We start from the raw sequence: 24,173 nt of genomic DNA, 5'->3' as shown, positions 1-24,173 counted from the left end.
GCTGCCTTCTCGTCGAACGGGTCCGACGGCAGCGACGCTAGCGGGGCGGGCGGGCCCTCAGCGCCGGTTTTTCGTGAGCACGCGGGCCTCCACCCGGACCCAGCTGCCGTCCGCGTCCACGTGGTCCGCGGTCTCGTCGTCGAGCCACACGCCGTTCGTGGCGAGGTAGCGGAAGCGGTACTCGCCGGGCGGGAGCACGATCGACACGCTCCGGGTGCCGTTGCGCCGGCGAACCATCTCGTGCCGTCCCGGCTCCCACGAGTTGAAGTCCCCCACCACGCTCACCTGCCCGTCCGGTTCGTGGGCGGGAAGGCTGAACGTGACCCGATTCTTCCCACCGAACAACGGTGCGCGCCTGAGCATCCGACCTCCTGAACCGACGACGCGGAGAACACTAGACGCCGCCCGTGGAGGGGCGTGACCGACACACGGTCCGGCGTGAACATCGGCGCTCGCGGGCCCCGGTGAGCCGATCGCTTGTAGGGTCCACGCACTCGTCGACGTGCGGCGGGGCGGTACGTCGGGCCCGCCCGGTGACGTCCGTCGGCCCGTGCGGAAGGTGGGGGTGTGGCGCAGGCCGAGGAGGCGGCGTGGGCGGGCGTCCTCACGCACGTGATCGACGCGTCGCACCTCGCGACCGGGGAGCAGCTCTCCTCGGTGGTGGACGCGGCGGTGCGCGCGCTGGGCCTGACGGCCGAGGTCCTGCTGGTGGACCTGGCCGAGCGGGTGCTCACCCCGATCGGCCGCGAGCCGGGACCGGCCGTGGACGTCGTCGGCACCCTGCCCGGGCGCGCGTACCAGCACGCGGAGATCCTCTCGGGGACGGACGAGCACGGCCGGGTGCTGTGGCTGCCGCTGCTCGACGGCACGGACCGCGTCGGCGTCCTGCGGATCGGCCTCGGCGCGGGCGCGAGCGTCGGGGACGGCCCGTGGTTGCGGCGCCGGCTGTGGACGCTCTCCGGGCTGATGGGGCACGTCGTCATGGCCAAGGTCCCGCACAGCGACCGGCTGCGGCGCTGGCGCAGCAACGGCCCGCTGTCGCCGCCGGCCGAGCTGCTGTGGCACATCCTCCCGCCGCGCACCTTCGCCACCGAGCGGGTGGTCGTCTCGGCGCTGCTGCAGCCGGCGCGCGAGGTCGCCGGCGACGCCTACGACTACGACGTCCGGGAGGACGTCGTCGAGCTCGCCGTGTTCGACGCCCTCGGGCACGACATCCGCGCCGGCCTCACGACGGTGTCGGCCCTCACCGCCGTGCGCAACGCCCGGCGGGACGGCGTGCGCGACCTCGCGGCGGTGGCGGACCGGGCCGACGCGTTCATCGGCGCCCAGCCCGGCCGGCTGCAGTTCGCCACCGCGGTGCTGGCCCGCTTCGACACGACCACCGGCGTGCTGCACTACCTGCTGGCCGGCCATCCCCCTCCGCTGCTGCTCCGCGCCGGCAAGATCGTCAAGGAGCTCACCGCGCCGCCCCGGCTCCCCCTCGGCGTGACCCGGTTCGGCGGGTCGGCAGCAGGGGCGCGGGGCGTGGTGGCGCGGGAGCAGCTCGAGCCCGGTGACCGGCTCCTGCTCTACTCCGACGGGATCACCGAGGCCCGCGACGCGCGCGGGGAGTTCTTCGGCGAGCAGCGGCTCGTCGAGTTCACCGAGCACGCCGCCGCGGACGAGCTGTCGGCCCCGGAGACGCTGCGCCGGCTGGGGGCCGCGGTCCTGGAGCACCAGGACGGGCGGCTGCAGGACGACGCGACCCTGCTGCTCCTCGACTGGTACACCGCCGGTCACCTGCGCATCTTTCCCACGCTGCCCCCGGACGAGGACCCCGAGGGGCGCCCGCGCGGCCGGTGAGGGTCAGCGGGACGTGTCCGGTGCGGCGCGGCGGGACCCGCTCCACCGGCCGGCGTCGCGCAGCGCGTCCTCGCGCGTGCGGTAGAGCGCCAGGACGTCGTCGAGCCCGGTCAGCTGGATCGGCCGGACGACCGGCCGGCTGTCGTCGACGACGACGCGCAGCGCCGGGGCCGCGCGGTCGCGCTGCGCCCCGGCGGCGTCGACGAGGGCGGCGATCCCGGCCGACCCGAGGAACTCCACCTCGCTCAGGTCGACGATCACGGTGTGGGCCCGCGCGTCGGCGAACGCCTCGCCGAGGGCGCCGCGCATCGTGTGGATCGTCGTGTAGTCCACCGCCCCGGCCAGGGCGACGACGAGCACCTCGCCCTCCCGTTGCAGCGAGCAGCCGAGCCCGTCCTTCTGCGACGTCATCGTGCCTCCCCGGCCGTTCCCTGCTGATCGGGACGATTCCCACGGCGGGGCGGCGGCAAACCGGGCCGGCGGTCCCGCCCGGCGTCACGGCGCACCGGGGTCCTGGAGGGGTCGGGACCGCCCGACCGCGACGACGACCGGGCCGCCGACCGGCGGGACGTCCGGCGCCTCGGGCTCCAGGCAGACGAGCGGGCCGGCCTGGGTGTCGACGTCGAAGCGGGTGGCGGCCCCGAGGCCGACGGCCCGGCGCAGGGTGCCCTCGACCGTGACGCGGTCGTGCACGGGGTCGCGGACGCGGTCGCGCACGGGGTCGTCGGCGGAGCGGCAGGGCCCGCGGAGCAGCCGGCAGTCCTCGGGGCGGGCCGCGAGGGTGTGCGGCCGGCCGGTCAGGACCGGCGGGAGCAGGTTGGTGAAGCCGAGCAGCCTGGCGGTGTCCGCGTCGCGGGGCTGGTCGAGGACGCACCGCGTCGGCCCGTGGTGGCGGACGTGCCCGCCGACCAGCAGGGCGGTGTCGTGGGCGAGGGCGAGCGCCTCGTGCCGGTCGTGGGTGACGAGCACGGTGGCCGCGCCGTGGTGGTCGAGCGCGGCGCGGAGGTCGGCGAGCAGGTCCGCGCGGGTGGCCGCGTCGAGGCCGGTGAAGGGCTCGTCGAGCAGCAGCACGCGCGGGCCGACGGCGAGGGCGCGGGCGATGCTGACCCGCTGGGCCTCCCCGCCGGAGAGGGTGCGGGCGTCGCGCTCCGCCAGGTGGCCGATGCCCAGCACGTCGAGCCAGGGCAGGGCCCGGTCCCGGGCCTCGTGCCGGCCCACGCCCCGGAAACGCAGCCCGCTGGCGGCGTTGGCGGCCACGGTCCCGCGGCGCAGGATCGGGCGTTGCAGGACCGCCGCGACGGCCGCGCGCATCTGCGGCCGGGTGACCGGGCGGCCGTCGAGCAGGACCTCGCCGGTGGTGCGGTGCCCGCCGAGCAGGCCGAGGGCGCGCAGCAGCGTGGACTTGCCGGCGCCGTTGGGCCCGAGCACGGCCAGGGTGCGGCCGGCGGGCACGTCCAGGGTGACGGCGTGCACGAGCTCGCGCCCCGCCGCGTGCACGCTCAGGTCGCGGCAGCCGAGCCCGGTCCTCACCGGTCCGCGGCCCGGCGCTGCTGGACGAGGGTCAGGGTCAGGTTCACCGCGAACGCGATCGCGAGCAGGATCAGCCCGAAGGCGATGGCGAGGGCGAACTGGCCGCGGCTGGTGGCGAGCACGGCGGCCGTGGTCAGCACCCGGGTCTCGCCGGCGAGGTTGCCGCCGACCATCTGCGCCGCCCCGACCTCGCTGACCACGGCGCCGAACGCGGCCATCGCCGCGACCAGCAGCGGGAGCCGGGCCTCGGCGAGCAGCGCGAGGAGCGAGCGCAGCCGGCCCGCCCCGAGGCCCTGCATCTGGATCCGGAACTCGGGATCCACCTGCTGCACCGCGACCGCGGCCAGCGCGACGACGACCGGGGTCGCGATCCCGGCCTGCGCGACCACCATGGCCGTGGGGGTGTAGAGCAGCCCCAAACCGCCGAGCGGACCGCTGCGCCACAGCAGCACGGTGACGAACAGGCCCACGACGACCGGCGGCAGGCCCATCCCGGTGTTCGCGCCGGCGAGCACGACGCGCCGCCCCGGGAACCGGCCCAGGGCGACCACCACGCCGAGCGGGAGCCCGAGCAGCAGGGCCACGGCGGTGGCGGTGAGCGAGACCCGCAGGGTCAGCGCGGTGATCGCCCAGGTGTCCTCGTCGCCGGTGACCAGCAGCCGCAGCGCCTCGCGCAGGCCGTCGAACAGGACGTCCACGGGTCAGCCGCCCACGGTGGCCTCGTCCTTGCCGGCGTCCGGCGTGAACAGGGGCTGACCGAACCTCTCCTTCCCGAACCGGCCGATGAGCTCCTGCGCCGGCGGGGAGACGATCCACTCGGCGAAGGCCGCGGCGCCCTGGGACTGCACGCGGTCGCCGGCCCGCTGCGTCATCTCGATCACGTGGTAGACGTTGAGCAGCCCGGGGTCGCCCTCGCTCAGGATCGTCGACGGCAGCGTGTCGCGCTGCGCGAGGTAGGTCGCCCGGTCGGACAGCGTGTAGCCCTGCTTCTCCCCCGCGACCCGCAGCGTCGCACCCATGCCCTGCCCCGTGGACTGGTACCAGGGACCGCCGGGGGTCACGCCCGCCTTCGCCCAGAGGTCCTTCTCCCGGGCGTTGGTGCCGGAGTCGTCGCCCCGGGAGACGAACACCGCCTGCGCGGCGGCGATCCGCCGCATCGCCTCGACGCTGCCGAGCCCGCGGATCCCGGCCGGGTCGGCCTCCGGCCCGACCAGCACGAAGTCGTTGTGCATCACCAGTAGCCGGTCGCCGGCCGTCCCCTCGGCCAGGAACTTCTCCTCGGCGGCCGGGGAGTGCACCAGCAGGACGTCCGCCTCCCCGCGCCGGCCCAGCTCCAGGGCCTGCCCGCTGCCCACGGCGAGGGTCTTCACCTGCCAGCCGCTGGCCCGGGTGAACTCGGGCAGCAGCACGTCGAGCAGGCCGGAGTCCTGGGTGCTCGTGGTGGTGGCCAGGATCAGCGACTTCTCCGCCGACGGCCCGGCCGGCGGCCCGGACCCGGGACCGGAGGCCGGTGCGCCGCCGCACGCGGCCAGCAGGAGGAGGCCCGCCAGGGCCACGACGACCGGGACGGCTCGACGCATCACCGACTCCACTCTGTGCCAGGTCGCACCGAACCTAGAGGTCGGGAGCGTGATCCGGAACCGAGGTCGTCGGGTCGAGGGTCACGGCGCGGTGGCCCGGTTCCACCCGGACGCCGTCCCTGTTCCGGTTTGACGCGACCGGACGCGGGCAGGCGGTGGCCGCCGACGGACCGGCCGACCTCCCGAGGGCCGGCCCCGCCGCGCGGCCCACGGACGTCGAGGTGAGGAGCGTGCAGTGGCCGAGGCAGGGGCGGGTGACGAGGCGGGCACCACCGCGGACCGGCCGTGCTTCCTGGCGGTCCCGGCCGAGGGCTGGGCGGTGGAGGTGGTGCGGACGGAGCTGACGACCTGGCTGGACGCGGTGGGCTGGCCGCGCGAGGAGCTGGCGGTGGTCGCGGCGGCCGCCGAGGCGGTCGGCAACGCCGTCCGGCACGCGTACCCGCCGGTGGAGGTCCAGGGTCCGCAGCACGTCGTGCGCCTGGGCGGGCCGGTGATGGTGGCGGCCGCCCTGCGGAGGAGCGCGGACCTGCGCCGGGTGCAGGTCGTGGTGCGCGACCACGGCTCCTGGAACCCGCTCAGCGCGTTGAACGTCGAGTCGCGGGGCCTGCGCACGATGCAGGATCTCACCGAGGAGGTGCGCATCCGGCGCGGCGCCCCGGACGCCCTCGGCGACGAGGCGGGCACCGAGGTCACGCTGATCAGCCGCGCGGTCGCCGACCTGGCCGCGTGAGGAGCGCGCGCCCACCCCACCGGACGGGGCCGCCGAGCCCGCGGCAGCGGCCGCCCCTCACCGACAGGCGTCGACGACCGAGTCGTGGAGCGCGAGGTCGCCGACCAGTCGCAGCACGCGCGCCATGACCGGGCCGGACACCACGACCCGCAACCGGCCCCCACGCGCACGCACCGCCTCGTCGGCGGTGCCGAGCCGCCGGGCGGCCCGCGCGGCGAGGAAGCCCACGCACGTCAGATCCACCACGACGGTCGCCTCGCGGGGTGCCTCCACCCACGACCCCAGGTCCTCGCTGGTCGACAGGTCGATCTCACCCGAGAACATCAGCAGCGCCAGGTCCGGGCGCGGACGCACGGCCACCATGTCCATGAGCCCGGCCGTCGCGAACTCCCGTCCCTGGCCGGGGGCCACCTCGAGGCCCCGCTCGACCGGTCCTCCCATGCCACGACCTTCCGACGTACGGCAGTCGCCCTGCCTGCGTTGGGGGGTTCCGGCCGGCTGTTCGACCGAAGACACGCGCCGGCCCGAACTGCCGGTCGCACTCGTGCACTTCACCAGCACGGTGCCCGGATGGCAAGTGCGCCTCGTCCGGTGCCCCGCGGGTGCGGCTCGTCCGTCGCCGCCCCTGCCGTCGTCGCGGCGCGCGGCTCAGCGGCAGGTGTCGAAGAGCAGGCGGACCTGCGCTCCCCCGCCCGCGGCGCGGGTGATGGTGAGCCGGTCGCAGAGCTGGCGGGCCAGCCACAGTCCGGCGCCGACCTGCCGCGGGTTCCCCGGCAGCGGCGCGTCGACGCCGGCCCAGGGGTCGGCGATGCCCGGGCCGTGATCGGTCACGGTGCACAGCCACCGTCGACCGTCGGTGTGCACCCGGAGCCCGACGGGACGACCGCCGTGGCGGAACGCGTTGCCGAGGACCTCGCTGACGGCGGTGACCGTCTCGGCGGGGTCCGCGGCGGCGTCCCGGGCGGGGAGGACCAGGCGGAGGGCCTGGCGACCGGCGACCTCCGTCGGGCAGTCCGGCTGGTCCAGCACGGGAGGCAGGTCCTCCAGCGGGTGGCGCGGGTCGCGCGGGGTCAGCTCGTGGAGGAGCTGCGCCGCCGGGCGCACCTCGGGGTTGGGACGGGCACCCCGCGGGGTGACGACGTGGCGGTGGGTGGCCAGCGCCAGGTCCATGACCTCCGCGGAGGTGCTGCGGGTGTCGTAGCGGCACAGCCCGGTGAAGCGGTACGGGCCGAGCGCCCGGTCGAGCAGCGCCTCGTAGCGCATCCACTCCGCCCGGACGGCGGGATCCTCCCCGAAGGGGACCGGTCCGGTGCTGCGCACCCGTCGCCCGGCGGCGTTCTCCCGCTCGCACAGGCGCTGGTACTCCCCCACGGTGCCCATCATGTGCCGGTAGCGGCCCATGCCGGGTTCGAACCGCACGCGGTCGTCGTCGTCGAACAGCTCCCGCAGGACCTCGACGTCGTGCTCGGAGCCGTAGACGATGACGACGTCCCCGGCGGCGATGCCGTCCGCGACGAACCGCCCGGTGACGGTGCGCAGCTCGGCGTCGGAGCCGAACAGCGCCAGGTCGTGCACGCCAGCGCCCGCGCCGCCCATCAGCCCGGCTCCGTCTCGAACGCCGCGGCGAACCCGGTCGCGTGCAGCACGCGGGCGCCGGCCGCCGACAGCGACCGCAGCCGGACCCGCCCGCCGCGCTCGCGCACCGGTGCCGTCGCCCGCACCACGGCACGCCAGCCGCCCACGCTCATGTGCACGAGCTCGCTGCAGTCCAGGACGAGCCCCGGGCCCGCCTGGCGCGCGGCCTCGGTCACCAGCGCTCCGACGAACGCGTCGTTGGACGTGTCGACCTCGCCCCGCAGGTACAGGAGACCGGGATCGGGGCAGCCCAGGTGGGCGATCCGCTCGGCCCAGCCCGAGGCGTGTCGGCCGATGCCCTTCCGCAGGTCGTCCTCGTCCGTCACGCCGGACGGCGGGTAGCGGCAGAGCGACGTGACCCCGTGCGTCGCCCACGCCTTGGCCAGCATGTGCTCGAACTGCTCGAACGCGGCGGGCTCCAGGACCCGGGCCGCCGAGTCGGGGCCGCCGCAGGTCCGCACGCCGTCCAGACCCTGCCGGCAGGCGTCCTCGACCAGGAGCTCGAAGCCGGTCATCGAGTAGAACCGGGCGTTGTCCACCACCACGAGCCGGCCCCGCGCGGCGGCGTCCGCCGCGTCGGCACGGTCGAGGCCCCCGTCGGCCAGGGTCGTGACGAGGCCGTCGACGTCGGGATGGGCCGGGTCCGCCGCGAACAGCAGTCTCTCCCCGCGCTGCAGGCCCTGCCGGGTCCAGCCCGCCAGCGCCGGGGCCGCCTCCTCCCGCGTGGCGACCAGGAGCTGGTGCCCGTCCCACGTCCCCGGCACCATCGTGCCGTCCGCTCCCGACTCCGCACTCATCCCGGACGACGACCTCATCCCCGTCTGCTCGGGCCCTCGGCAGGCCGCACGGCCCTGCTCCCGCCTGCTCGTCGAGCCCGTGTTCCCCGATGCGCGGCACCCATTCCTGGCGGGACGCCGCTCACCGACCGAGCGCGCGGGCGATCTCCTCGGGCCGCAGGTCGAGCCGCGGGCGCACGAAGCGGACGGGATGGCGCCACCGGTCCTGCTCGTACGCCGCGTCGACCTCGATCTCGACGACGACGGTCGGCTCCACCTGCACGTATGGGACCGGTTCGGCGGGACGCCGACCAAAGCGGCCGGGCGGGAGCACCGGGGGCCACGGATGGTCGGTGCCGGCCGCGGTGAGGACCCGGCGCAGGTGCGCGCGGTCGGCACCGTCCAGCGGCGTCGTCCGGCCGGCCACGCGGAGCCGGCCGTGCGTCCCGAACCGGCCCACGACCAGCGCCTCGGGCTCCGGGAGCGAGCCGAGGACACCCCCGACGACGGCCTCGGCGGTCAGCCGCGTCCGGATCTTCCGCCACGCCCGGGCGCCGGCCCGGTAGGTCTGGTCGACGCGCTTGGCCACGACGCCCTCGATGCCCGAGGCGGTGTGCTCGCGCATCCACAGCCGCCCCACCCCGACGTCGGTCGAGGCCGGCACCAGCACCAGGCCGTGCGGCAGCCGTGTGCCGAGCAGCTCCTCCAGGCGGCGGCGCCGCTCCGCGTACGGCGCGGGCCGCAGGTCGGTGCCTCCGCGGGCCAGGAGGTCGAACACGACGTAGGCCGCCGGCCTGGCCGCGGCGAGCCGGCCCGCCTGGGCGCCCGAGGGGTGCAGCCGTTGCTGCAGCGCCGGGAAGTCGAGCCGGCCCTCGTGCCAGACCACGAGCTCGCCGTCGAGCACCACGTCCTCGCCGAGCGCGGCGACCGCCGCGACGATCTCCGGGAAGTACCGCGTCAGGGGCCGGCCCTGCCGGCTCTGCAGCCGCACCCTGCCGCCCGAGGAGTGGGCGAGGCAGCGGAAGCCGTCGAACTTCGGCTCGTAGGTCCACTTCTCCCCGACCGGCAACCGCTCCGCGCGGACCGCGACCATCGGCTCGAGCGGGTAGGGCACGGGGCTCACCCCCGGACGATAAGCAGATCACCGAGGGTCCCCGACGGCGGACGAACCGTCACTCCACGGCCCGGCGGTCCTCGGGTGCGGGCGCCTCGTGGCGCGGGTCCTGCTGCACCGCGGGCCGGTGGAGCGCGACGGCCACCGTCGGCAGCACCAGGACGGTGAGCACCCCCGCGCCGACGAGCGCGGCGGCGTTCTCGGGCAGCATCGTCCCGTTCCGCAGCCCGATCTGGGCCAGCGCCACCACCAGGGGCAGCGCGGTGGCGGTCACCAGCCCGGTCTGGACGCGCTCGCGCAGCGACAGGACACCGAGGTGGACCAGCAGGGCCGGCAGCCCGCGCACCGCGACCATGAGCGCGAAGAACAGCAGCAGCCGCAGCGGTGCCTCCGCGATCGCGCGCAGGTCGATCGTCATGCCCGAGTAGACGAAGAAGATCGGGATGAGGAAGCCGTGGCCGGCCACGTCGAGCTTCTCCTCCAGCACCGGGGCACTCGGTCCCGCCCACCGCCGCAGCACCATCCCGGCCACGAAGGCCCCCAGCACCGCGTCGAGATGGAACCGCTCGGTCACCGCCAGCAGCAGCACCAGCAGCAGCACCGTGAACCGCAGGGTGATCTGGCTGGTCTCGTGCTGGCGCTCGACGAAGACCGTGGCCAGGCGGTTGCCCGCCCGCATCACCCGCGACGCGACGCCGAGCAGCACCGCGAGCACGACCACGGCGGCGAGCGACAGCAGCGCGACGAAGCGGTTGCCGATGCCGAGGAACACGGCGATCGCCAGGATCGGGAGGAGCTCTCCGGCGGCGCCGCCGGCGACCAGGTATCGGCCGAGCCGGCCGCGCAGCATGTCGTTCTCGCGCAGGATCGGCACGAGGGTGCCGAAGGCGGTGGTGGTCATCGCCAGCGCCACGGGCACGAACGCCCGCACCACCCCCAGCCAGGCGAGCAGCCCGACGACACCGAGCGCCAGGACCAGCGACACCGTCCACGCCAGGAGGGCCCGCCGCCCCGCGTCCTGCCGGTGCAGCCGCTGGTCGATCTCGTAGCCGGCGAGCAGGAACACGAAGCCGAGCCCGAGGTCGGCGAGCGGCTCGACCGCCGCGGGCGTCGCGAGGCCGAGCACCTGCGGGCCCACCACGATCCCGCCGGCGAGCAGCAGCACGACCTGCGGGACGCGCAGCCGGGGGAACAGGCCGAGCAGCAACGGCGCGAGCGCGGCGACGACCGCGATGGCGAGCAGGCTGTCGAGGGCGCTGCCGACGTCCACCTGCGGCACTCCTTCGTCACGGGGAACGGTCCCGCTTCCGGTCGGAGCCGCAGCCCGACTCATTACCCGTCCGCCGACGTGCCGTCCAGGCCCTCGCCCCGGCTCACCGGCTCACCGGCTCACCGGCTCAGGACGGTCTCCCGCTGCATGTGCGACAGCTTCTCCGGATTGCGCACGGCGTAGAGCCCCGTGACGAGGCCGTCGTCGATCCGCAGCGCCACGACGCTGTCGAGCTCGCCGTCGAGGCGCAGCACCAGCGCCGGGCAGCCGTTGACCTCGGCCGGCTCCACCGACGCCGAGGCGCCGACCCGGTTCAACCCGGCGGTCAGCAGGCGCGCCACCTTGTCGGCCCCCACGACGGGCCGAAGCACCGCCTGCTTGACCCCGCCGCCGTCGCCCACCAGCACGACGTCCGGCGCGAGGAGGTCGAGCAGGCCCTGCAGGTCGCCGGTCTCGACCGCCCGCCGGAACGCGTCGAGCGCGTCCCGCGTCTCGGCCGGGGTGACGACCCCGCGCGGGCGGCGCGCGGCGACGTGCTCCCGGGCCCGATGGGCGATCTGGCGGACCGCGGCGGGGCTCCGGCCGACGGCGTCCGCGATCTCGTCGTACCCGAGGTCGAACACCTCGCGCAGCACGAAGACCGCCCGCTCGGTCGGTGTGAGCGTCTCCAGCACCAGCATCATCGCCATCGACACGCTGTCGGCGAGCTCGACGTCCTCGGCCACGTCCGGCGAGGTCAGCAGTGGCTCGGGCAGCCAGGGGCCGACGTAGGACTCCTTGCGCCGGCCGAGCGTGCGCAGCCGGGTGAGCGCCTGGCGGGTGGTGATCCGGACCAGGTACGCGCGCCGGTCCCGCACCGTGTCGAGATCGACCTCCGCCCAGCGCAGCCACGTCTCCTGCAGCACGTCCTCGGCGTCGGCGGCCGAGCCGAGCATCTCGTAGGCGACGGTGAACAGCAGGTTGCGGTGCGCGAGGAACGACGCGGTCGCGGGGCCCGCGGCCGTCCGGTCCTGGCTCATGCTCCCACCCCCGGTGGGCGGGGACGACGTGCCGGCATGGCTGGCTCCTGTTCGCTCTCCACGGACTGTGCCACCCACCAGACGCCGGGCGCCGCCGTTCCGTGACAGCCGACCACGGATGACGGAGATCACACCGCGGCGCTGTCACGCGGACCGGGCCGCCGGCATCTCGTGGTCGTCCAGTGCACACCACGAGGGAGGACGACGTCATGGACGCCCGGATCGACATGTTCCACAACGAGATCGGGGCCGCGTTCGGCAAGCGTTTCGCCAACGCCGCCCTGGTGCTCGACCGGTCCCCGCTGCCGAAGGCGACGCAGGAACTGGTGTCGCTGCGCGCCAGCCAGATCAACGGTTGCGGCTTCTGCGTCGACATGCACACCAAGGACGCCGCGGCCGCCGGCGAGACCCCGCTCCGGCTCAACCTCGTCGCCGCCTGGCGCGAGGCCACCGTGTTCACCGAGGCGGAGCGGGCCGCGCTGGCCTTCGCCGAGGAGGGCACCCGGCTCGCCGACGCCCACCGGGGCGTGTCCGACGAGACCTGGGCCCAGGTGCGGGCGCACTACGACGACGACCAGGTCGCCGCGCTGGTCTGCCTGGTCGCCCTGATCAACGCGGCCAACCGGATCAACGTGATCGTGCGCAACCCGGCAGGGTCCTACGAGCCCGGCATGTTCGCCGCCATGACGGGCTGAGCGCCGCTGGGGCCCGGCCCGGATCCCGACCCGGGTCGGGCCCGCCGCGTGCGCCGCTCACGCCGTGCTCCGGTGTGCCGGCGTCCCTGGTCGTCCGTGGGCGCGGCGGTGGTGTTGCCGCGCCGGGATCCTTCCGGAACTCTCTCGACGGTCGAGGTTCCATCGGGTGCGGGAGGCGGGTGGGTATGGAGCATCTCGACCACAGGAGGCGGCCCGCCCCGACCGAGGGGCCCGGGCCACGCCGGTGGAGAGGACCGCGGAGTATTTGGGGGTCGCTCCGTGGGCGCATGCAGGCGCTCGTGGTGGTCGTGCTGGTCACGTTGTTCGGCCTGCTCGCCGTGGCGGTGGGCAGCATGGCGCAGGCCTCCGCCGCCGACCAGGTGATGATGCAGCGCCTCGGCCCGGCCCTGACCTCGCTCGAGCGGTTGCAGGGCGCCTACGTCGACCAGGAGACCGGGCTGCGTGGCTACCTGCTCAGCGGCGACGAAGGCTTCCTGGAACCGCTGACCGCCGCCGAACCCACGATCGCCGCCGAACAACGACTGCTGGGATCCGTCGTGCCCGAGATGGCCGGCTCCCTGGCCGCGGTGGTGGCCGCCCACGACGACTGGTGGACCGACGCCGCGCAACCGCTGATCGACCTGCGCCGCGCGGGCGACGCCGCACAGGCCTCGACGCTGTCCGCGCAGGGGGCCGGCAAGGACCGCTTCGACGTCCTCCGCCAGCGCATCGACGCCCTCCGCACGCAGATCCGCGGCGAGGCGGACGAGGTCGCGACGGACGCGGCGTCGGCGCACCGCCGCCTGGTCGGCGTCCTCACCGCCGTCGCCGTGCTCGGGGTGGCGCTGGGGGTCGGCGCCGTTCGGTTGCAGCGCCGCTGGGTGCTCGCCCCGCTCGACCGGCTGGGCGACGACGTCGCCGCGGTCGCCCGCGGGGACTTCGCCCACCCCATCCGCGACGACGGCCTGCGCGAGCTGGCCACGGTCGGGCGCGGCGTCGCGACCATGCGCGACCGCCTCACCGCCCACGCCGACGAGACCGCGCGGACCGAACGCCTGCACGCCCGCGTCGACCAGGCCGAACGGATGGCGGACACGCTCCGCGGCGACGTCATCGTCGAGCTCTCCTCGCTGGCCCTGACCCTCACCGCGCTCGCAGGACGCCACCCGCGCGCCGCGGCCGAGCTGCACGCCGTGGTCCGCCGCCTCGACCACGCCGTCGCCGCGATCCGCAAGGCCATCTTCGGCAGCCCGACGCCGGCCCGTCCGCCGAGCTGAGAGCGCCGAACGGGAGGGCGACGTGCTCCTCCGTCCCGTCCCGGCCACCGGACCACGGCGCCCGGACTCGGGCCGCGTCCTCGGCTCCCACGCCGTCATCGAGGGGCTGCGTCGACCGTTCCGCTGCGCCCGCCCTCGCTGGTCTCGGCGCGGATCCCCGGGATCTCCGCGGGGTCGAGCAGCCCGATCGACGCGGCGTGCTCGGCGATCTCCGTGCTGTCGTCCACGGCGAGCATCGGCACCCCCAGCGCGGTCACCCGGTCCGCCAGGGCCCGGACCTCGGCGTCCCGGCGCGGGGTGCGCCCCGGGGGGCGGCGCACGTAGACCGCGCGGATCCGGTCCGGGTGTGCTTCCGCGACCGCCGCGTAGATCTCGGGGTCGAGCTGGCCGGTGTCGCCGACGAGGACCAGCCCGAGCGCCGGGTGCTCGTCCAGGATGCGCGTGATCAGCCCGATCTTGTGCTCGCGGGCGCCGATGCGGAACAGGTTGCCGTGCCCCGGACCCCAGTCGGTGAGCAGCAGCGGACCGAGCGGGAAGGCGCGCAGGGCGATGAACTCGAGCAGCGTGCCGTGCAGGTTCCACGGGCTGGTCGAGACGTAGAAGATCGGCCGGCACACCCCCGACGGCGGCGACACCAGCGCCCGGTACAGCGCCGCCGAGCCGGGTAGCGGGGCGCGGTCCGCGGTCTCGGTCAGCAGGGTCGCCCGCAGGAACGCGAGCCCACGGGTCAGGCCGGTCTCGAGGATGGTGTCGTCCACGTCGCTGACCACGGCCACGTCGGCCCGCGGGTCGACGACCAGTACCTTCGCCCGCGCGGCCGTCCCGTCCTCGAGGCTCAGCTCGGCCTCCTGCCAGCCGGGCTCCAGGCCGGGCCGTTCGACGACGGCGTCCACGTACCCCTCGACGTCCGCCCGGACGTGCCGGACCCCGGAGGGCGTGCGGATGGCGACCCGCACCTCGGGCAGCTCGAGGGTGAAGAACCGGCTGAGGCTCGCGAGGAGCACCTGCCGACGCGAACGCGGGCCGGGCGCGAGGTCGTCGTCGGGGACGGCGTCGGGATGCCCCATCGCCACCCGCGCGCCGATCCGGACGCGTCCGGGGGAACCGTGCCCGACGAACGGGATGACCAGCGGACGGCGCCGCCCGCGGATCACCACGACGACCATGACGAGCCGCCCCAGCACACGCTCCGCCGCGACGGCCAGGCGGACGAGGGCGGCCTTCGCCTGCGCGCGCTTCACGAGCTCCAGCGTGTCGGGAACACGATCAGCGCGCCACCCGGAGGTCGCGGCCGGAGCCTGCCCTCGGGCGTGCGGGCGGCCAGGCGTCAGACGCCGGGGTGGTCGGGGGTGCCACCACCGGAGCGGAGCTTGTCGAGCAGCGCGCAGACCTCGTGGTCACCGTGGTCGGTGAGGCGCTGGTCGAGGTAGTACGTGCCGTCGGGAGTGGCGATCTCCGGCCGGTCCGTGCCGTCGTCCTCGACGACCTCGTCGAGGTTGCGCGCCGGGTCGGCGAGGAGGGGGGCGGCGAGCTCGTCGACCGCGGCCTTCACGTCGTGGATGGCGTGCTGCTCGTCGAACGCGATCTCGCTCAGCAGTCGGCCCACGGTGACCCCTCCGGCGTCGAGCGGCGTGTGCAGCAGGGGCGGTCCGGTTGGTGGCCCGTCACGCCGCGGAGCGGGAGGTGCCCGGTCGTCGTCACGCTCCGGACTGTAGTTCCCTCGATCGGGTCACCCGGCGCACCACGCCGTCCCGTCTCCCCCCGGACGAGCGCCGGCCCGCCACCGAGGGCGCTCGATGACGGGCCGGGCGGGCCCACCTCTCCGGTCCCCCCTGTGCCGCGGAGGAGACGGGCTCACCCTCATGACGAAGTGACCTTGCCGGATGTGACAGGCGACGCCGAAATTCGTCGGGCCGATTCGGTGCCTCGATCACCGCGTTCGGCTCGGCGACGACGCGTCCACCTCCACCGGGTCCAGCGCCAGGCGGTAGCCCGTGGGGGTCGTCGCGATCAGCTCCGGCCCGGTGCGGGCCCGCACCCGGGAGACGACGACCTGCAGGGCCTCGGCCGGAGCGGACGGGCGGGACGAACGAGGAGGGCGGTCGCGGAGCCGCCCGGCACCAGAAGTACCGGTAGTGGTCCGCGGCGCCCGCCTCTCCCGCCGGGGACCAGGTGGCGTCGCGCAATGTGGATCCGTCCATCCGCGGCCCCGCCGATGTGGCCGACCTTCCGTTGTCGGGGCCTGCGATCCCGTTCACAGTGAAACGGTCGGTACGGACGGCGACGGGGTGCCACGCGGTCCATCAAGGGACACCCCCGGGGCTGTCACCCCTGTGCGGCCCCGGCACGACGGGGCCCGGCCGGGGTGTGGGCGCACACCCGGCTCCCTCGCCGCCCGGGCCGTGATCCGCCGCCGGCAGCGACGCCGGCACGACCCGAGGACGCCCATGTCGCTCACCGCAGCCACGGCCCCGATGCGCCTGTTCGCAGGCCGCCGGGGGCTGATGCTCGCCAGCATCCTGCTCCTCAACTTCGTCGTCTGGCTCGACAGCGCGAAGTTCAGCCTGCTCAATCCGTTCTGGTCCGCCGACCTCCACCTGTCGCCCGCGCAGATCTCCGGCGCCACGGCGAGCTACCTGCTCGGGTACTTCCCGCTGCTGCTGCTCGCCGGGATCATGGCCGACCGCGTCGGCGCGAAACTGATGCTGGTCATCTGCATCGTGGGGGTGACGGTGCTGTCGGCGACGATGGCGTTCGTCCACACCTACGAGGAGATGTGGTGGCGCAACTTCTTCTTCGGCATCTTCTTCGGGTTCCTCTGGGCACCGTCGCAACGGCTGCTCTCGGTCTGGTTCCCGGGGGCGCTCAACGCCCGGGCCACCTCGGTCTGGATGAGCTCCTGCCTGGTCGCCGGCGTCATCGCACCGGCGATCGCGCTGCCGCTCGCCAACCACCTGTCCTGGCGTGACGCGTTCCTGATCGTCGCGGCGCTCGGCATCCCGGCGCTGATCATGCTCGTGCTGTTCACCTCCAACAAGCCGGAGAAGCTGCGCGGCATCAGCGCCGCGGAGGTCGCCAGGATCCAGCAGGAGCACCGCGGCGCGACCGTGCGGGAGAAGCTGACCTTCCGCGAGCTGCTGGCCGCACTGAGGAACCGCAGCGTGCTCACCATGATCATCGCCACGGCGTTCGCGACCACCCCGACCTGGCTCTCCGGGCCGTGGCTGCCCTACGGCCTGATCACCCTCGAGAAGGTCGACCCGGACACCGTGGCCTGGGTGAGCCCGCTGATCGCCGCCGTCCCCGTGCTGTTCGGGCTGGTCAACGGCTCGCTGGTGGCCCGGTTCTTCGGCGGCCGGACCCGGCCCTGGCTGGTACTCGGGCCGGCCTGCGGGGCGATCGGCTTCGCGCTGGGTGTGGTGCTGCACGACTCCAGCTGGATCCTGTGGGGCTTCTTCATCGGCGCCTTCGCCTTCCTCTGCGACCCGATGTTCTGGGGCACGGTGAACAGCTACTGGTCCGGCATCGCCCGTCCGGAGGTCACCGGGACGCTCAACGGCGCCTCGGCGGCGATGCAGGTCGCGGTGGGCTGGATCCTCACCGACCAGAGCGGCAGGTGGATCGACTCGGCGGCGGAGGGTCGCGCCCAACTCGACACCGTGTGGATCGTGGGCGCGATCGTGTTCGCGATCGCGATCATCCCGGTCCTGCTCTCCCGCGAGGTGCGGGTGCACCAGGCCGTGGCGGCCGAGGCGGCGCCGGCCACGCCGCCGTCGATGACCACGGGCGGAGCCGTGGAGACCCGTCCCTGACGTCGGCCGGCGAGGTGGGACGCACCGGTCGTCCCGCCTCACCGGTCCACCCGGGACCCGGTGCCCGGTGCGGCGGACCTCCGTCCCTGGTCAGCGCGCCGGAGCGATGTTCTGGTTGAGGTGGAACAGGTTGTCCGGGTCGTAGGTGGCCTTGATCGCGCGCAGCCGGTCGTAGGTGCGGCCGTAGTTCTCCGGGGCGCGCTCGGCGTCGTCGGCGGACGTGAAGTTCACATAGCCACCCCGCGTGCCCGTGTAGGGCTGGATCGCGTCGTGGTACTCGCGCGGCCAGCGGGAGTTGACCTCGTCGTCGGCCGGGTCGGGCCAGGCCGCCAGGATGACCATCGCGTACTGCGCGTCGCGGTGGCCGAACGCCGTCTCCTCCGGGCCGACCCGGGAGACCGCACCGTTGAGCGGATAGAGGTGCATCGTCGAGGAGACGGTGGGCACGCGCAGGCCGAGCTCGGCATGGACCGCGATGGCCTCGTCCGGCAGGTCCCGAACGTAGCTGGCCTTCCAGTACTGCCGGATGCCCTTCGGGAACAGGCCGTCGAAGGCCGAGTTGAGCGCGGGGTACGGCATCGGCCCGACGAGTTCGGCCTTGACCTCGGCGACGTCGCGGAACGGCTTGATCGCCTGTTCACCCTGCTCCGCTCGCCCGCTCCAGCAGGTGACCATGACGCAGAACAGGTCCCCGTGACGGTCTTCCGGGATGAACGGCAGCGGCGGGGCGATCTGCCAGCCGAAGTACGCGCCGAGCTGCTCGGGCGCCTCCCGGATGTAGTCGTCGTACGCCCGCATGACCGCCGGCGCGTCCGCCACCTCGTAGAGCAGGGGGCCGCCGTAGATCGTCCCGACGTCGTGCAGGGTGAACTCGAGGGAGGTGACGACCCCGAAGTTCCCGCTGCCGCCGCGCAGCGCCCAGAACAGGTCCTCGTTCTCGTGCTCGCTCGCGGTGAGCAGGCGGCCGTCGGCGGTGACGACCTCCGCGCCGACCAGGTTGTCGCAGGACAGGCCGCAGCCGCGGGCGAGGTACCCGATGCCGCCGCCCAACGTCAGGCCGCTGACGCCGGTGGTCGAGATGACGCCGCCCGTGGTGGCGAGGCCGTAGGCATGGGTGGCGTGGTTGAAGTCGCCCCAGGTCGCGCCGCCGCCCACACGGGCGGTCTTCCTGGTCCGGTCGACGAACACGTTGTTGATCAGCCCGAGGTCGAGGACGACCCCGCCGTCGCAGGTGCCGAACCCCGGGCCGCTGTGGCCGCCGCCGCGGACCGCGAGGTCGAGGCCGGCCTCGCGGACGTGGTCGACGACGGCGACGACGTCCGCCGCCGCGGTCGCCCGCACGACGAACGCGGGCCGCCGGTCGTGCATGCCGTTGTGGACCGCGCGGAGCTCGTCGTAGCCGTCCTCGCCCGGCTCGACGACGGGGCCGCGCACCTGCTCACGCAGGTCGGCGATCGTGGTCATGTCCCCTCCTTCGCTGGTGGCGCGGACGACCGTCCCGGACGGGCGTTCCGGGAGCGTTCCCGATCACCCACCCCCGGCAGGGCCGACAGCGTGGCGAGCGCACGGTCGCGCAGCCACGGCGACTTCATCTCGACCGCCGTCCGGACGGCTTGCTCGACCCGGTCGACGGCACCGCCCGGGTCACCGGAGGAGGCGAGCAGCTCCGCGTCGATGCGGAGGAGCTCGGCCAGCAGGTAACGCTGGCCGGTGCGGTTGGTCAGGGCGAGTGCCTCCGCCACGACCGCCCGGCCGGCGGCCGGGTCGGCGCACCGGTGGTGACCGCGGGCCAGCAGGCTGAGCCCGAACGTCAGGTGCAGCGGCTGGTCACCGCGCATGCGGTCGGTCGCCCGCCGAAGGGTGGTGAGGCCGCGGTGGTGACCGGCGAGGAGGTCCGACCAGCCGACCAACAACTCGGCGATCACGGCGAAGAAGCCGATGTGCATCGCCGAGGTCACGCTGTCCAGGGCCGCCACCGCCGCGCCGAGGTCGTGGCCGACGGGCTCGAGCGCGGCGAGCTCCGCCTCGAAGGCGCGGACGTACCCGGTGGTCATCGGATGGTCGAGCTCGGTCGTCACCCGCAGCGCCTCGCGCATCGACCGGTCGGCCCGCGCCGGGTGTCCGCGGAAGAGCTGGGTGAGCGCGAGCCGGGACAGGCACACGGCCAGGGGATCCTGCGCGTACCGCGCGATGTGCTCCGGGGCGTCCTCGCGGCGGTACCGGGCGATCGCCTCGCCGAAATGACGCTCGGCGGCGGCGAACTCACCGCGCCAGAAGGACGTCACGCCGAGGACGTAGTCGCCCTCGACGCGGGCGGTGCGATCGACCTGCCCCGCGGCGATCAGGGCGTGCCCGTTCTCCTCGGCCCGGTCGAACCGGCAGCGGACGAGCGCGTGGAGCGCCAGCCCCCGCAGCAGCGACGGATCGGGACAGCGGCCCAGCCTGCGGTGCAGCGTGAGCGCGCGCTCGTGGCAGGGCCTGACCTCCGCCGCCCCGTACCCCCGCCGCGCGACCAGCGGCACGCCCATCGCGGTGAGCAGCCGCAACTCGGTCTCGTCGCGGACCGCACTCCGCGGCAGGTCCTCCAGCAGCCGCAGCGCCCGTCGGAGCAGCGCGATGCAGGCGTCGAGAGCGAAGACCTGGTAGGCGTGCCGGGCTGCGCGTTCGTAGGCCTCGACGGCACGGGATGCCAGACCAGCGCCGGCGAGGTGGAACGCGAGGCGCGCGCCGACGGGACCGAGATCCGCGGCGTGCTGCGTCTCGATCGCCTCGGCGACCCTGCGGTGCAGCGTGCGCCGGCGGGCCGGGCTGATCGAGTCCAGGGTCACGTCGCGCAGCCGGTCGTGGCTGAAGTCGTAGGCGGTGCCCCGCGCGCGGACGATGTGCCTTTGCCACAGCTCGTCGAGGTCGTCGGTCAGGTCGTCCTCGCTGCGGCCGGCCGCGGCGGCCAGCGTGGGCACCGTGAACTCGCGACCGATGGTCGCGGCGACCTCCGCCAGCCTCCGGGCCTCCGGCGTGAGGCGGTCGAGCCGGGCGCCGATCACGGCCCGGACGGTGGGCGTCATCGCGACCGACCGGGAGGCGCACGTCCCGAACCCGGCCCGTACGGCCTCGACGACGAAGAGCGGGTTGCCCTCGGTCTCCTCGTGGAGCCGCGCCACCACCTCCGCGGACATCTCCCGCTCTCCGACGAGGGTCGCCACGTCCGCGGTCGACTGCCTGTCGAGCGGCCCGAGGGGGATCACGGACAGGGTGCCGGCCCGGGCGAGCCGGCCACGCAGCAGCGTGACCGGGTGCGCCTCGCCCACTTCGTCGTCCCGGAGCGTGCCGGTGACGAGAACCGGAGCCGACGGTGCGCTCTGGACGAGGTAGCCGCACAGGTCCAGCGTGTCGGCGTCGCACCACTGCAGGTCGTCGACGACCAGCAGCAGCGGACGGCGCACCGCCGTGAGGCCGCGGACGACGGCGTCGAGGAGATGGCGGCGCCCACCCACCTCGGCGGACGGCAGGACCTCCGGGAGGTCGGGGCGCTCGGCGCGGAGCTCGGGCAGCAGGCGGGCGAGCTCGACCAGGGAGGCGGTGTCGAGGGCGTGCAGGTGTGCCGACACCGGCCCGGAGCGCAGCCAGTCGATCACCGGGCCCCACGGCGGCCGGCCCCCGGCCTCGTAGGCGCGCCCGGCGGCCACGACGTGGCCGTCGGCGGTGACGTGCCTGGCCAGTTCCTCGACGAGCCGGGACTTCCCGATGCCCGCCTCGCCCGTCACGAGCAGTAGCCGTGCCCGGCCGTGTGCGGCCTGCTCCCACGCGGTGAGCGCCGCGTGCCACTCGGCCCGCCGCCCGACCAGTCCGGATCCCGGGGAGGCGCGCCGCAGCTCCTCGGCCAGGCCGAGGGTCGCCGGTTCGGGCGGGACGGCGAGCTCCCGCTCCAGGCAGTCCCGGAGGCGCTCGTACGTCCGCAGTGCCTCGCTCCGCTCGCCCTGCCGGGCGTGTGCGCGCATCAGCAGCCGGCCGGCCGGCTCGTGGAGGGGGTCGAGCCGCAGCAGACGCCGGGCGTGCCCGATCACCTCGTCGTCCCGCCGTTCTGCCTCGGCCGCCGCCGCCAGGCGGGCGAGCGCCTCAACGGCACGCCGGCGCAGCCGCTCGCGCTCCGCGACGACCCAGTCGTCCTCGACCGCCGGCAGCAGATCGCCCCCGTAACTGTCCGCCGCCTCGACGAGGTCCCCGCGGGCGACGGCGTCGGTGAACGCCACGACGTCGAGCCGGGCCGCCGGTCCGGCGCTCCATCGGACCGCGCCGTCACGGGTGTCGACGAGTGCCGGCACGCCGGGGGTCGAGCAGCGGAGGTCGTGGAGGAGCTTGCGGAGGTTCGTCCGTGCCTGCGGCGCACTCGAGTCCGGCCACAGCTCAGCGGCAAGACGGTCCCGCGGCACGCCGGCGCCCCCGGCGAGGGCCACCCGCGCCAGCAGCCGCTGCATGCGGGGGGTGGTCAGCGTCGGGGCGCTCTCCCCGCGCACGCTCGCGCTGACCTCGCCGAGCAGCCGGATCACCACCGGTGTGCTGCCGTCCCCGGGGCGCCGGACCACCGTCGCGTGCACGCTCTCGCCCCTCCATGGTGAGCCGACTCCACCGAGTGGACTGCTGAGCCCGGACCGCGCACAGGGCCGTTCAGCCCGAATCCCGACGTCGGCGTGCCGGAGCCCCTCGGGCGCCCGGCGCCTTGTGCCGCACCACCAGCGCGGGATCCGCCGGTCCGCGTCGCGCACCTCGGTCCCGGGCCGGCCGCCGGCTCGCGGAATGACCGGTGGACGTCGATCGTTGCCGTGACGAGAATCGCCGATCTCGCGCAACACGCTGTCGAACGCCGCGTCGGCGTCGAGGCACCCGCGCGGAGCGACCTCAGCGACCCGGAACAGGAGCACTGTCAGCGTGAGCGATCCCCTCGCCCGCGTGCCGGACCCGGCGCCGGCGCAGGGCCCGGCGCCCGACCCCCCCGGGGTGTCGGACTGCGGCGGGCTGTGCGATCCGGGCCGGCTGGCGGCTCTGGCCGAGACCGGGCTGCACGCCGCACCGGACCCGGCCCTGGAGGCGCTCGTCGAGCGGGTCCGGCACCGCGTGCAGGTACCGGTGGCGTTGGTGTCGCTGGTGACCCCGCACCAGCAGATGTTCCCCGGGATGGCCGGCCTGCCCGAGCCGTGGGCGTCCAGACGCTCCACCCCGCTGTCGCACTCGTTCTGCCAGCACGTGGTGGCCACTGCCGCTCCGCTGGTCGTCGACGACGCCCGCGATCATCCCCTGGTTCGGACGAACCTGGCGGTCGCCGAGCTCGGCGTCATCGCCTACGCGGGCATGCCGCTGACCGACGAGGCCGGGCACGTCCTGGGCTCGCTGTGCGCCATCGACACCCGCCCCCGCCGATGGACGCCCGAGCAGGTGGAGATGCTGGCGGACCTGGCCCGGGCCTGCTCGGCCGAGCTGCGGCTGCGCCTGGCGAAGGCCGAGGCCGAGCGGGAACGCCGACGCCGCGACGACGTCGACGCCCAGCTGCGCCGGGCGTTCGACCGCTCCCAGACGCTGCTGTCCGCCTCCCAGGCCTTCGCCGAGACCGTCACCGTCGGCGACGTACGGGACAAGATCGGCGAGATCGTGCACAGCGACCTCCGGGCGCACTACGTCGGACTGACCCTGCTCGACGAGGCGGACCGGCTCCACCGGCTGCACGACCTGCGATTCCCCGTCGGTGCCGAGCAGCAGGCCCCCTGGGTCGACTACGACCTCGACACCCCGCTGCCGTCCGCCGAGGCCGTGCGGACCGGGCGGCTGGTGCACTATCCCGACCGCGCCGGCTTCGACGCCGCGCACCCCGAAGCGGTCCGCCGTCTGCACAGCGAGCTCGGGCTGCAGGCCCTCGTCGCGGCCCCGCTCCCCGGACCGACCGGTCCGATCGGCGCGATCGTGCTCGGCTGGGAGCACTCCCGGCCGCTCGACGCGGCCGACCTGGTCACGATCACCACCCTCGCCGGGTACGCGGCCCAGGCCCTGGCCCGGGCCCGCCACCGCCACGACGAGCAACGTCGGGTGACCGCCACCCGCGAGCTGCTCGAAGAGCTGCAGCGCACCCTGCTCACCTCGCCCTTCGAACCCGACCACCTGCAGCTCGCCGTCCGCTACCTGCCCGCCACGAGCGAGACCGCCCTCGGCGGGGACTGGTACGACGCGTTCATGCTCCGCGACGGCGCGTTGTGCGTGGCCATCGGTGACGTCGCCGGGCACGACCGCGTCGCCGTCGCCGCGATGGGGCAGCTGCGCAACCTGCTCCGTGGCATCGCCTACACCGCCCACGGCACCCCCGCCACGGTGCTCACCGAGCTCGACGGCGCCATCACCGACCTCGCGGTGGGCACCCTCGCGACCGCGGTGTTCGCCCGGATCGAGCAGACGCCCGAGCTCGCCGCCCGCGGGCTGCGCCGGCTGCACTGGTCCAACGCCGGCCACCCGCCGCCGCTGCTGATCGAGACGCACGGACGGCCCCGGCTCCTGGCCACCCGACCCGACCTCCTGCTGGGCACCGCGCGGGCCACGGAACGCACGGACCACGCGGAGGAGCTCGAGCCCGGCGTCACCCTGCTGCTCTACACCGACGGGCTCGTGGAGCGCCGCGGGCACGACCTGGACGACGGGCTGGCCTGGCTCACCGAACGCGCGGCGCAACTGGCCGGCGCACCCCTCGAGGACCTCTGCGACGGCCTGCTCGACGGGATCACCGAGCACACCGACGACATCGCCCTGCTCGCCATCCGCGCCCACCCCGAGGACCGCCCGCGCCCCGCCGCGTAGCCGATGGGCGCTGGCGACCCCGTCGGAGGTCGGGCTCGCGTCGCGGGTCGTCCCGGTAC

The 24,173-nt window shown here is 75.0% G+C and carries 21 protein-coding genes; 6 read left to right on the top strand and 15 right to left on the bottom strand.

Features of this window, described 5'->3' with window-relative positions; genetic code table 11:
* Positions 1-57: 57 nt before the first annotated feature.
* Positions 58-363 carry an isoamylase early set domain-containing protein gene (locus tag ACFQH9_RS07060; protein ID WP_379565088.1) on the bottom strand — a complete coding sequence of 102 codons (306 nt, stop codon included), beginning with the start codon at positions 361-363 and terminating at the stop codon, positions 58-60.
* Between the two features lie 204 nt (positions 364-567).
* Between ACFQH9_RS07060 and ACFQH9_RS07055 the strand changes: the two genes are divergently transcribed.
* The gene (locus ACFQH9_RS07055) at positions 568-1,842 is read left to right on the top strand and encodes a PP2C family protein-serine/threonine phosphatase (RefSeq protein ID WP_379565087.1); all 1,275 of its coding nucleotides are present in this window, start codon (positions 568-570) and stop codon (positions 1,840-1,842) included.
* 3 nt (positions 1,843-1,845) lie between these two features.
* On the opposite strand, the gene ACFQH9_RS07050 is transcribed toward ACFQH9_RS07055, so the two are convergent.
* The 4 genes from ACFQH9_RS07050 to ACFQH9_RS07035 all read right to left on the bottom strand — a co-directional run bounded on the left by ACFQH9_RS07050 (position 1,846) and on the right by ACFQH9_RS07035 (position 4,952).
* Entirely contained in the window at positions 1,846-2,253 is a 408-nt protein-coding gene (locus ACFQH9_RS07050) for an STAS domain-containing protein (RefSeq protein ID WP_379565086.1), read from the bottom strand.
* 84 nt (positions 2,254-2,337) lie between these two features.
* Positions 2,338-3,372, bottom strand: coding sequence for an ABC transporter ATP-binding protein (locus ACFQH9_RS07045; protein ID WP_379565085.1), 1,035 nt, complete (start codon positions 3,370-3,372; stop codon positions 2,338-2,340).
* On the bottom strand, positions 3,369-4,070 hold the full coding sequence (locus ACFQH9_RS07040; protein ID WP_379565084.1) for an ABC transporter permease: 702 nt from the start codon (positions 4,068-4,070) through the stop codon (positions 3,369-3,371). Before ACFQH9_RS07040 ends, ACFQH9_RS07045 begins: the two co-directional genes overlap by 4 nt.
* A 3-nt stretch (positions 4,071-4,073) precedes the next feature.
* On the bottom strand, positions 4,074-4,952 hold the full coding sequence (locus ACFQH9_RS07035; protein ID WP_379565083.1) for an ABC transporter substrate-binding protein: 879 nt from the start codon (positions 4,950-4,952) through the stop codon (positions 4,074-4,076).
* A gap of 235 nt (positions 4,953-5,187) precedes the next feature.
* Between ACFQH9_RS07035 and ACFQH9_RS07030 the strand changes: the two genes are divergently transcribed.
* Entirely contained in the window at positions 5,188-5,682 is a 495-nt protein-coding gene (locus tag ACFQH9_RS07030; RefSeq protein ID WP_379565082.1) for an ATP-binding protein, read from the top strand.
* A gap of 57 nt (positions 5,683-5,739) precedes the next feature.
* Here ACFQH9_RS07030 and ACFQH9_RS07025 read toward each other — a convergent pair whose 3' ends face one another.
* The 6 genes from ACFQH9_RS07025 to ACFQH9_RS07000 all read right to left on the bottom strand — a co-directional run bounded on the left by ACFQH9_RS07025 (position 5,740) and on the right by ACFQH9_RS07000 (position 11,496).
* The gene (locus ACFQH9_RS07025) at positions 5,740-6,123 is read right to left on the bottom strand and encodes an STAS domain-containing protein (protein WP_379565081.1); all 384 of its coding nucleotides are present in this window, start codon (positions 6,121-6,123) and stop codon (positions 5,740-5,742) included.
* A gap of 207 nt (positions 6,124-6,330) precedes the next feature.
* A complete protein-coding gene (locus tag ACFQH9_RS07020) occupies positions 6,331-7,278 on the bottom strand; it encodes an MEDS domain-containing protein (RefSeq protein WP_379565080.1) in 948 nt (315 codons plus the stop codon).
* Positions 7,278-8,114, bottom strand: a complete 837-nt coding sequence (locus ACFQH9_RS07015) for an MEDS domain-containing protein (protein WP_379565079.1) — start codon at positions 8,112-8,114, stop codon at positions 7,278-7,280. Before ACFQH9_RS07015 ends, ACFQH9_RS07020 begins: the two co-directional genes overlap by 1 nt.
* A 121-nt stretch (positions 8,115-8,235) precedes the next feature.
* Positions 8,236-9,216 (bottom strand): ATP-dependent DNA ligase, encoded by a 981-nt coding sequence (locus ACFQH9_RS07010; protein ID WP_379565078.1) that lies wholly within the window; start codon positions 9,214-9,216, stop codon positions 8,236-8,238.
* A 49-nt stretch (positions 9,217-9,265) separates the two neighbouring features.
* A complete protein-coding gene (locus tag ACFQH9_RS07005; protein ID WP_379565077.1) occupies positions 9,266-10,477 on the bottom strand; it encodes a cation:proton antiporter in 1,212 nt (403 codons plus the stop codon).
* Between the two features lie 119 nt (positions 10,478-10,596).
* Positions 10,597-11,496: an RNA polymerase sigma-70 factor gene (locus ACFQH9_RS07000; RefSeq protein ID WP_379565076.1), complete on the bottom strand. Its 900-nt coding sequence runs from the start codon at positions 11,494-11,496 to the stop codon at positions 10,597-10,599.
* A 209-nt stretch (positions 11,497-11,705) separates the two neighbouring features.
* Between ACFQH9_RS07000 and ACFQH9_RS06995 the strand changes: the two genes are divergently transcribed.
* Together ACFQH9_RS06995 and ACFQH9_RS06990 are read left to right on the top strand one after the other, a co-directional pair.
* Positions 11,706-12,191: a carboxymuconolactone decarboxylase family protein gene (locus ACFQH9_RS06995; RefSeq protein WP_379565075.1), complete on the top strand. Its 486-nt coding sequence runs from the start codon at positions 11,706-11,708 to the stop codon at positions 12,189-12,191.
* Positions 12,192-12,478: 287 nt separating this feature from the next.
* Positions 12,479-13,468, top strand: coding sequence for a CHASE3 domain-containing protein (locus ACFQH9_RS06990; protein WP_379565074.1), 990 nt, complete (start codon positions 12,479-12,481; stop codon positions 13,466-13,468).
* 95 nt (positions 13,469-13,563) lie between these two features.
* Here the strand turns inward: ACFQH9_RS06990 and ACFQH9_RS06985 are convergent, their stop codons facing one another.
* Positions 13,564-14,709, bottom strand: coding sequence for an App1 family protein (locus tag ACFQH9_RS06985; RefSeq protein WP_379565073.1), 1,146 nt, complete (start codon positions 14,707-14,709; stop codon positions 13,564-13,566).
* An 86-nt stretch (positions 14,710-14,795) separates the two neighbouring features.
* Positions 14,796-15,074 carry a hypothetical protein gene (locus ACFQH9_RS06980; protein ID WP_379565072.1) on the bottom strand — a complete coding sequence of 93 codons (279 nt, stop codon included), beginning with the start codon at positions 15,072-15,074 and terminating at the stop codon, positions 14,796-14,798.
* A gap of 841 nt (positions 15,075-15,915) precedes the next feature.
* On the opposite strand from ACFQH9_RS06980, the gene ACFQH9_RS06975 reads away from it, so the two are divergent.
* Entirely contained in the window at positions 15,916-17,280 is a 1,365-nt protein-coding gene (locus ACFQH9_RS06975; protein ID WP_379565071.1) for an MFS transporter, read from the top strand.
* Between the two features lie 90 nt (positions 17,281-17,370).
* Here ACFQH9_RS06975 and ACFQH9_RS06970 read toward each other — a convergent pair whose 3' ends face one another.
* Together ACFQH9_RS06970 and ACFQH9_RS06965 are read right to left on the bottom strand one after the other, a co-directional pair.
* A complete protein-coding gene (locus ACFQH9_RS06970; RefSeq protein ID WP_379565070.1) occupies positions 17,371-18,744 on the bottom strand; it encodes an FAD-binding oxidoreductase in 1,374 nt (457 codons plus the stop codon).
* Entirely contained in the window at positions 18,741-21,875 is a 3,135-nt protein-coding gene (locus tag ACFQH9_RS06965) for an ATP-binding protein (protein ID WP_379565069.1), read from the bottom strand. Before ACFQH9_RS06965 ends, ACFQH9_RS06970 begins: the two co-directional genes overlap by 4 nt.
* A gap of 331 nt (positions 21,876-22,206) precedes the next feature.
* On the opposite strand from ACFQH9_RS06965, the gene ACFQH9_RS06960 reads away from it, so the two are divergent.
* Positions 22,207-24,114 carry a SpoIIE family protein phosphatase gene (locus ACFQH9_RS06960; RefSeq protein ID WP_379565068.1) on the top strand — a complete coding sequence of 636 codons (1,908 nt, stop codon included), beginning with the start codon at positions 22,207-22,209 and terminating at the stop codon, positions 24,112-24,114.
* The last annotated feature ends 59 nt before the right edge of the window (positions 24,115-24,173 follow it).

The organism is Pseudonocardia lutea (assembly GCF_042658055.1).
GTDB lineage: Bacteria > Actinomycetota > Actinomycetes > Mycobacteriales > Pseudonocardiaceae > Pseudonocardia > Pseudonocardia lutea.
The sequence above is the reverse complement of the archived record's forward strand: the minus strand, read 5'-3'. Positions and strand labels throughout refer to the sequence as shown.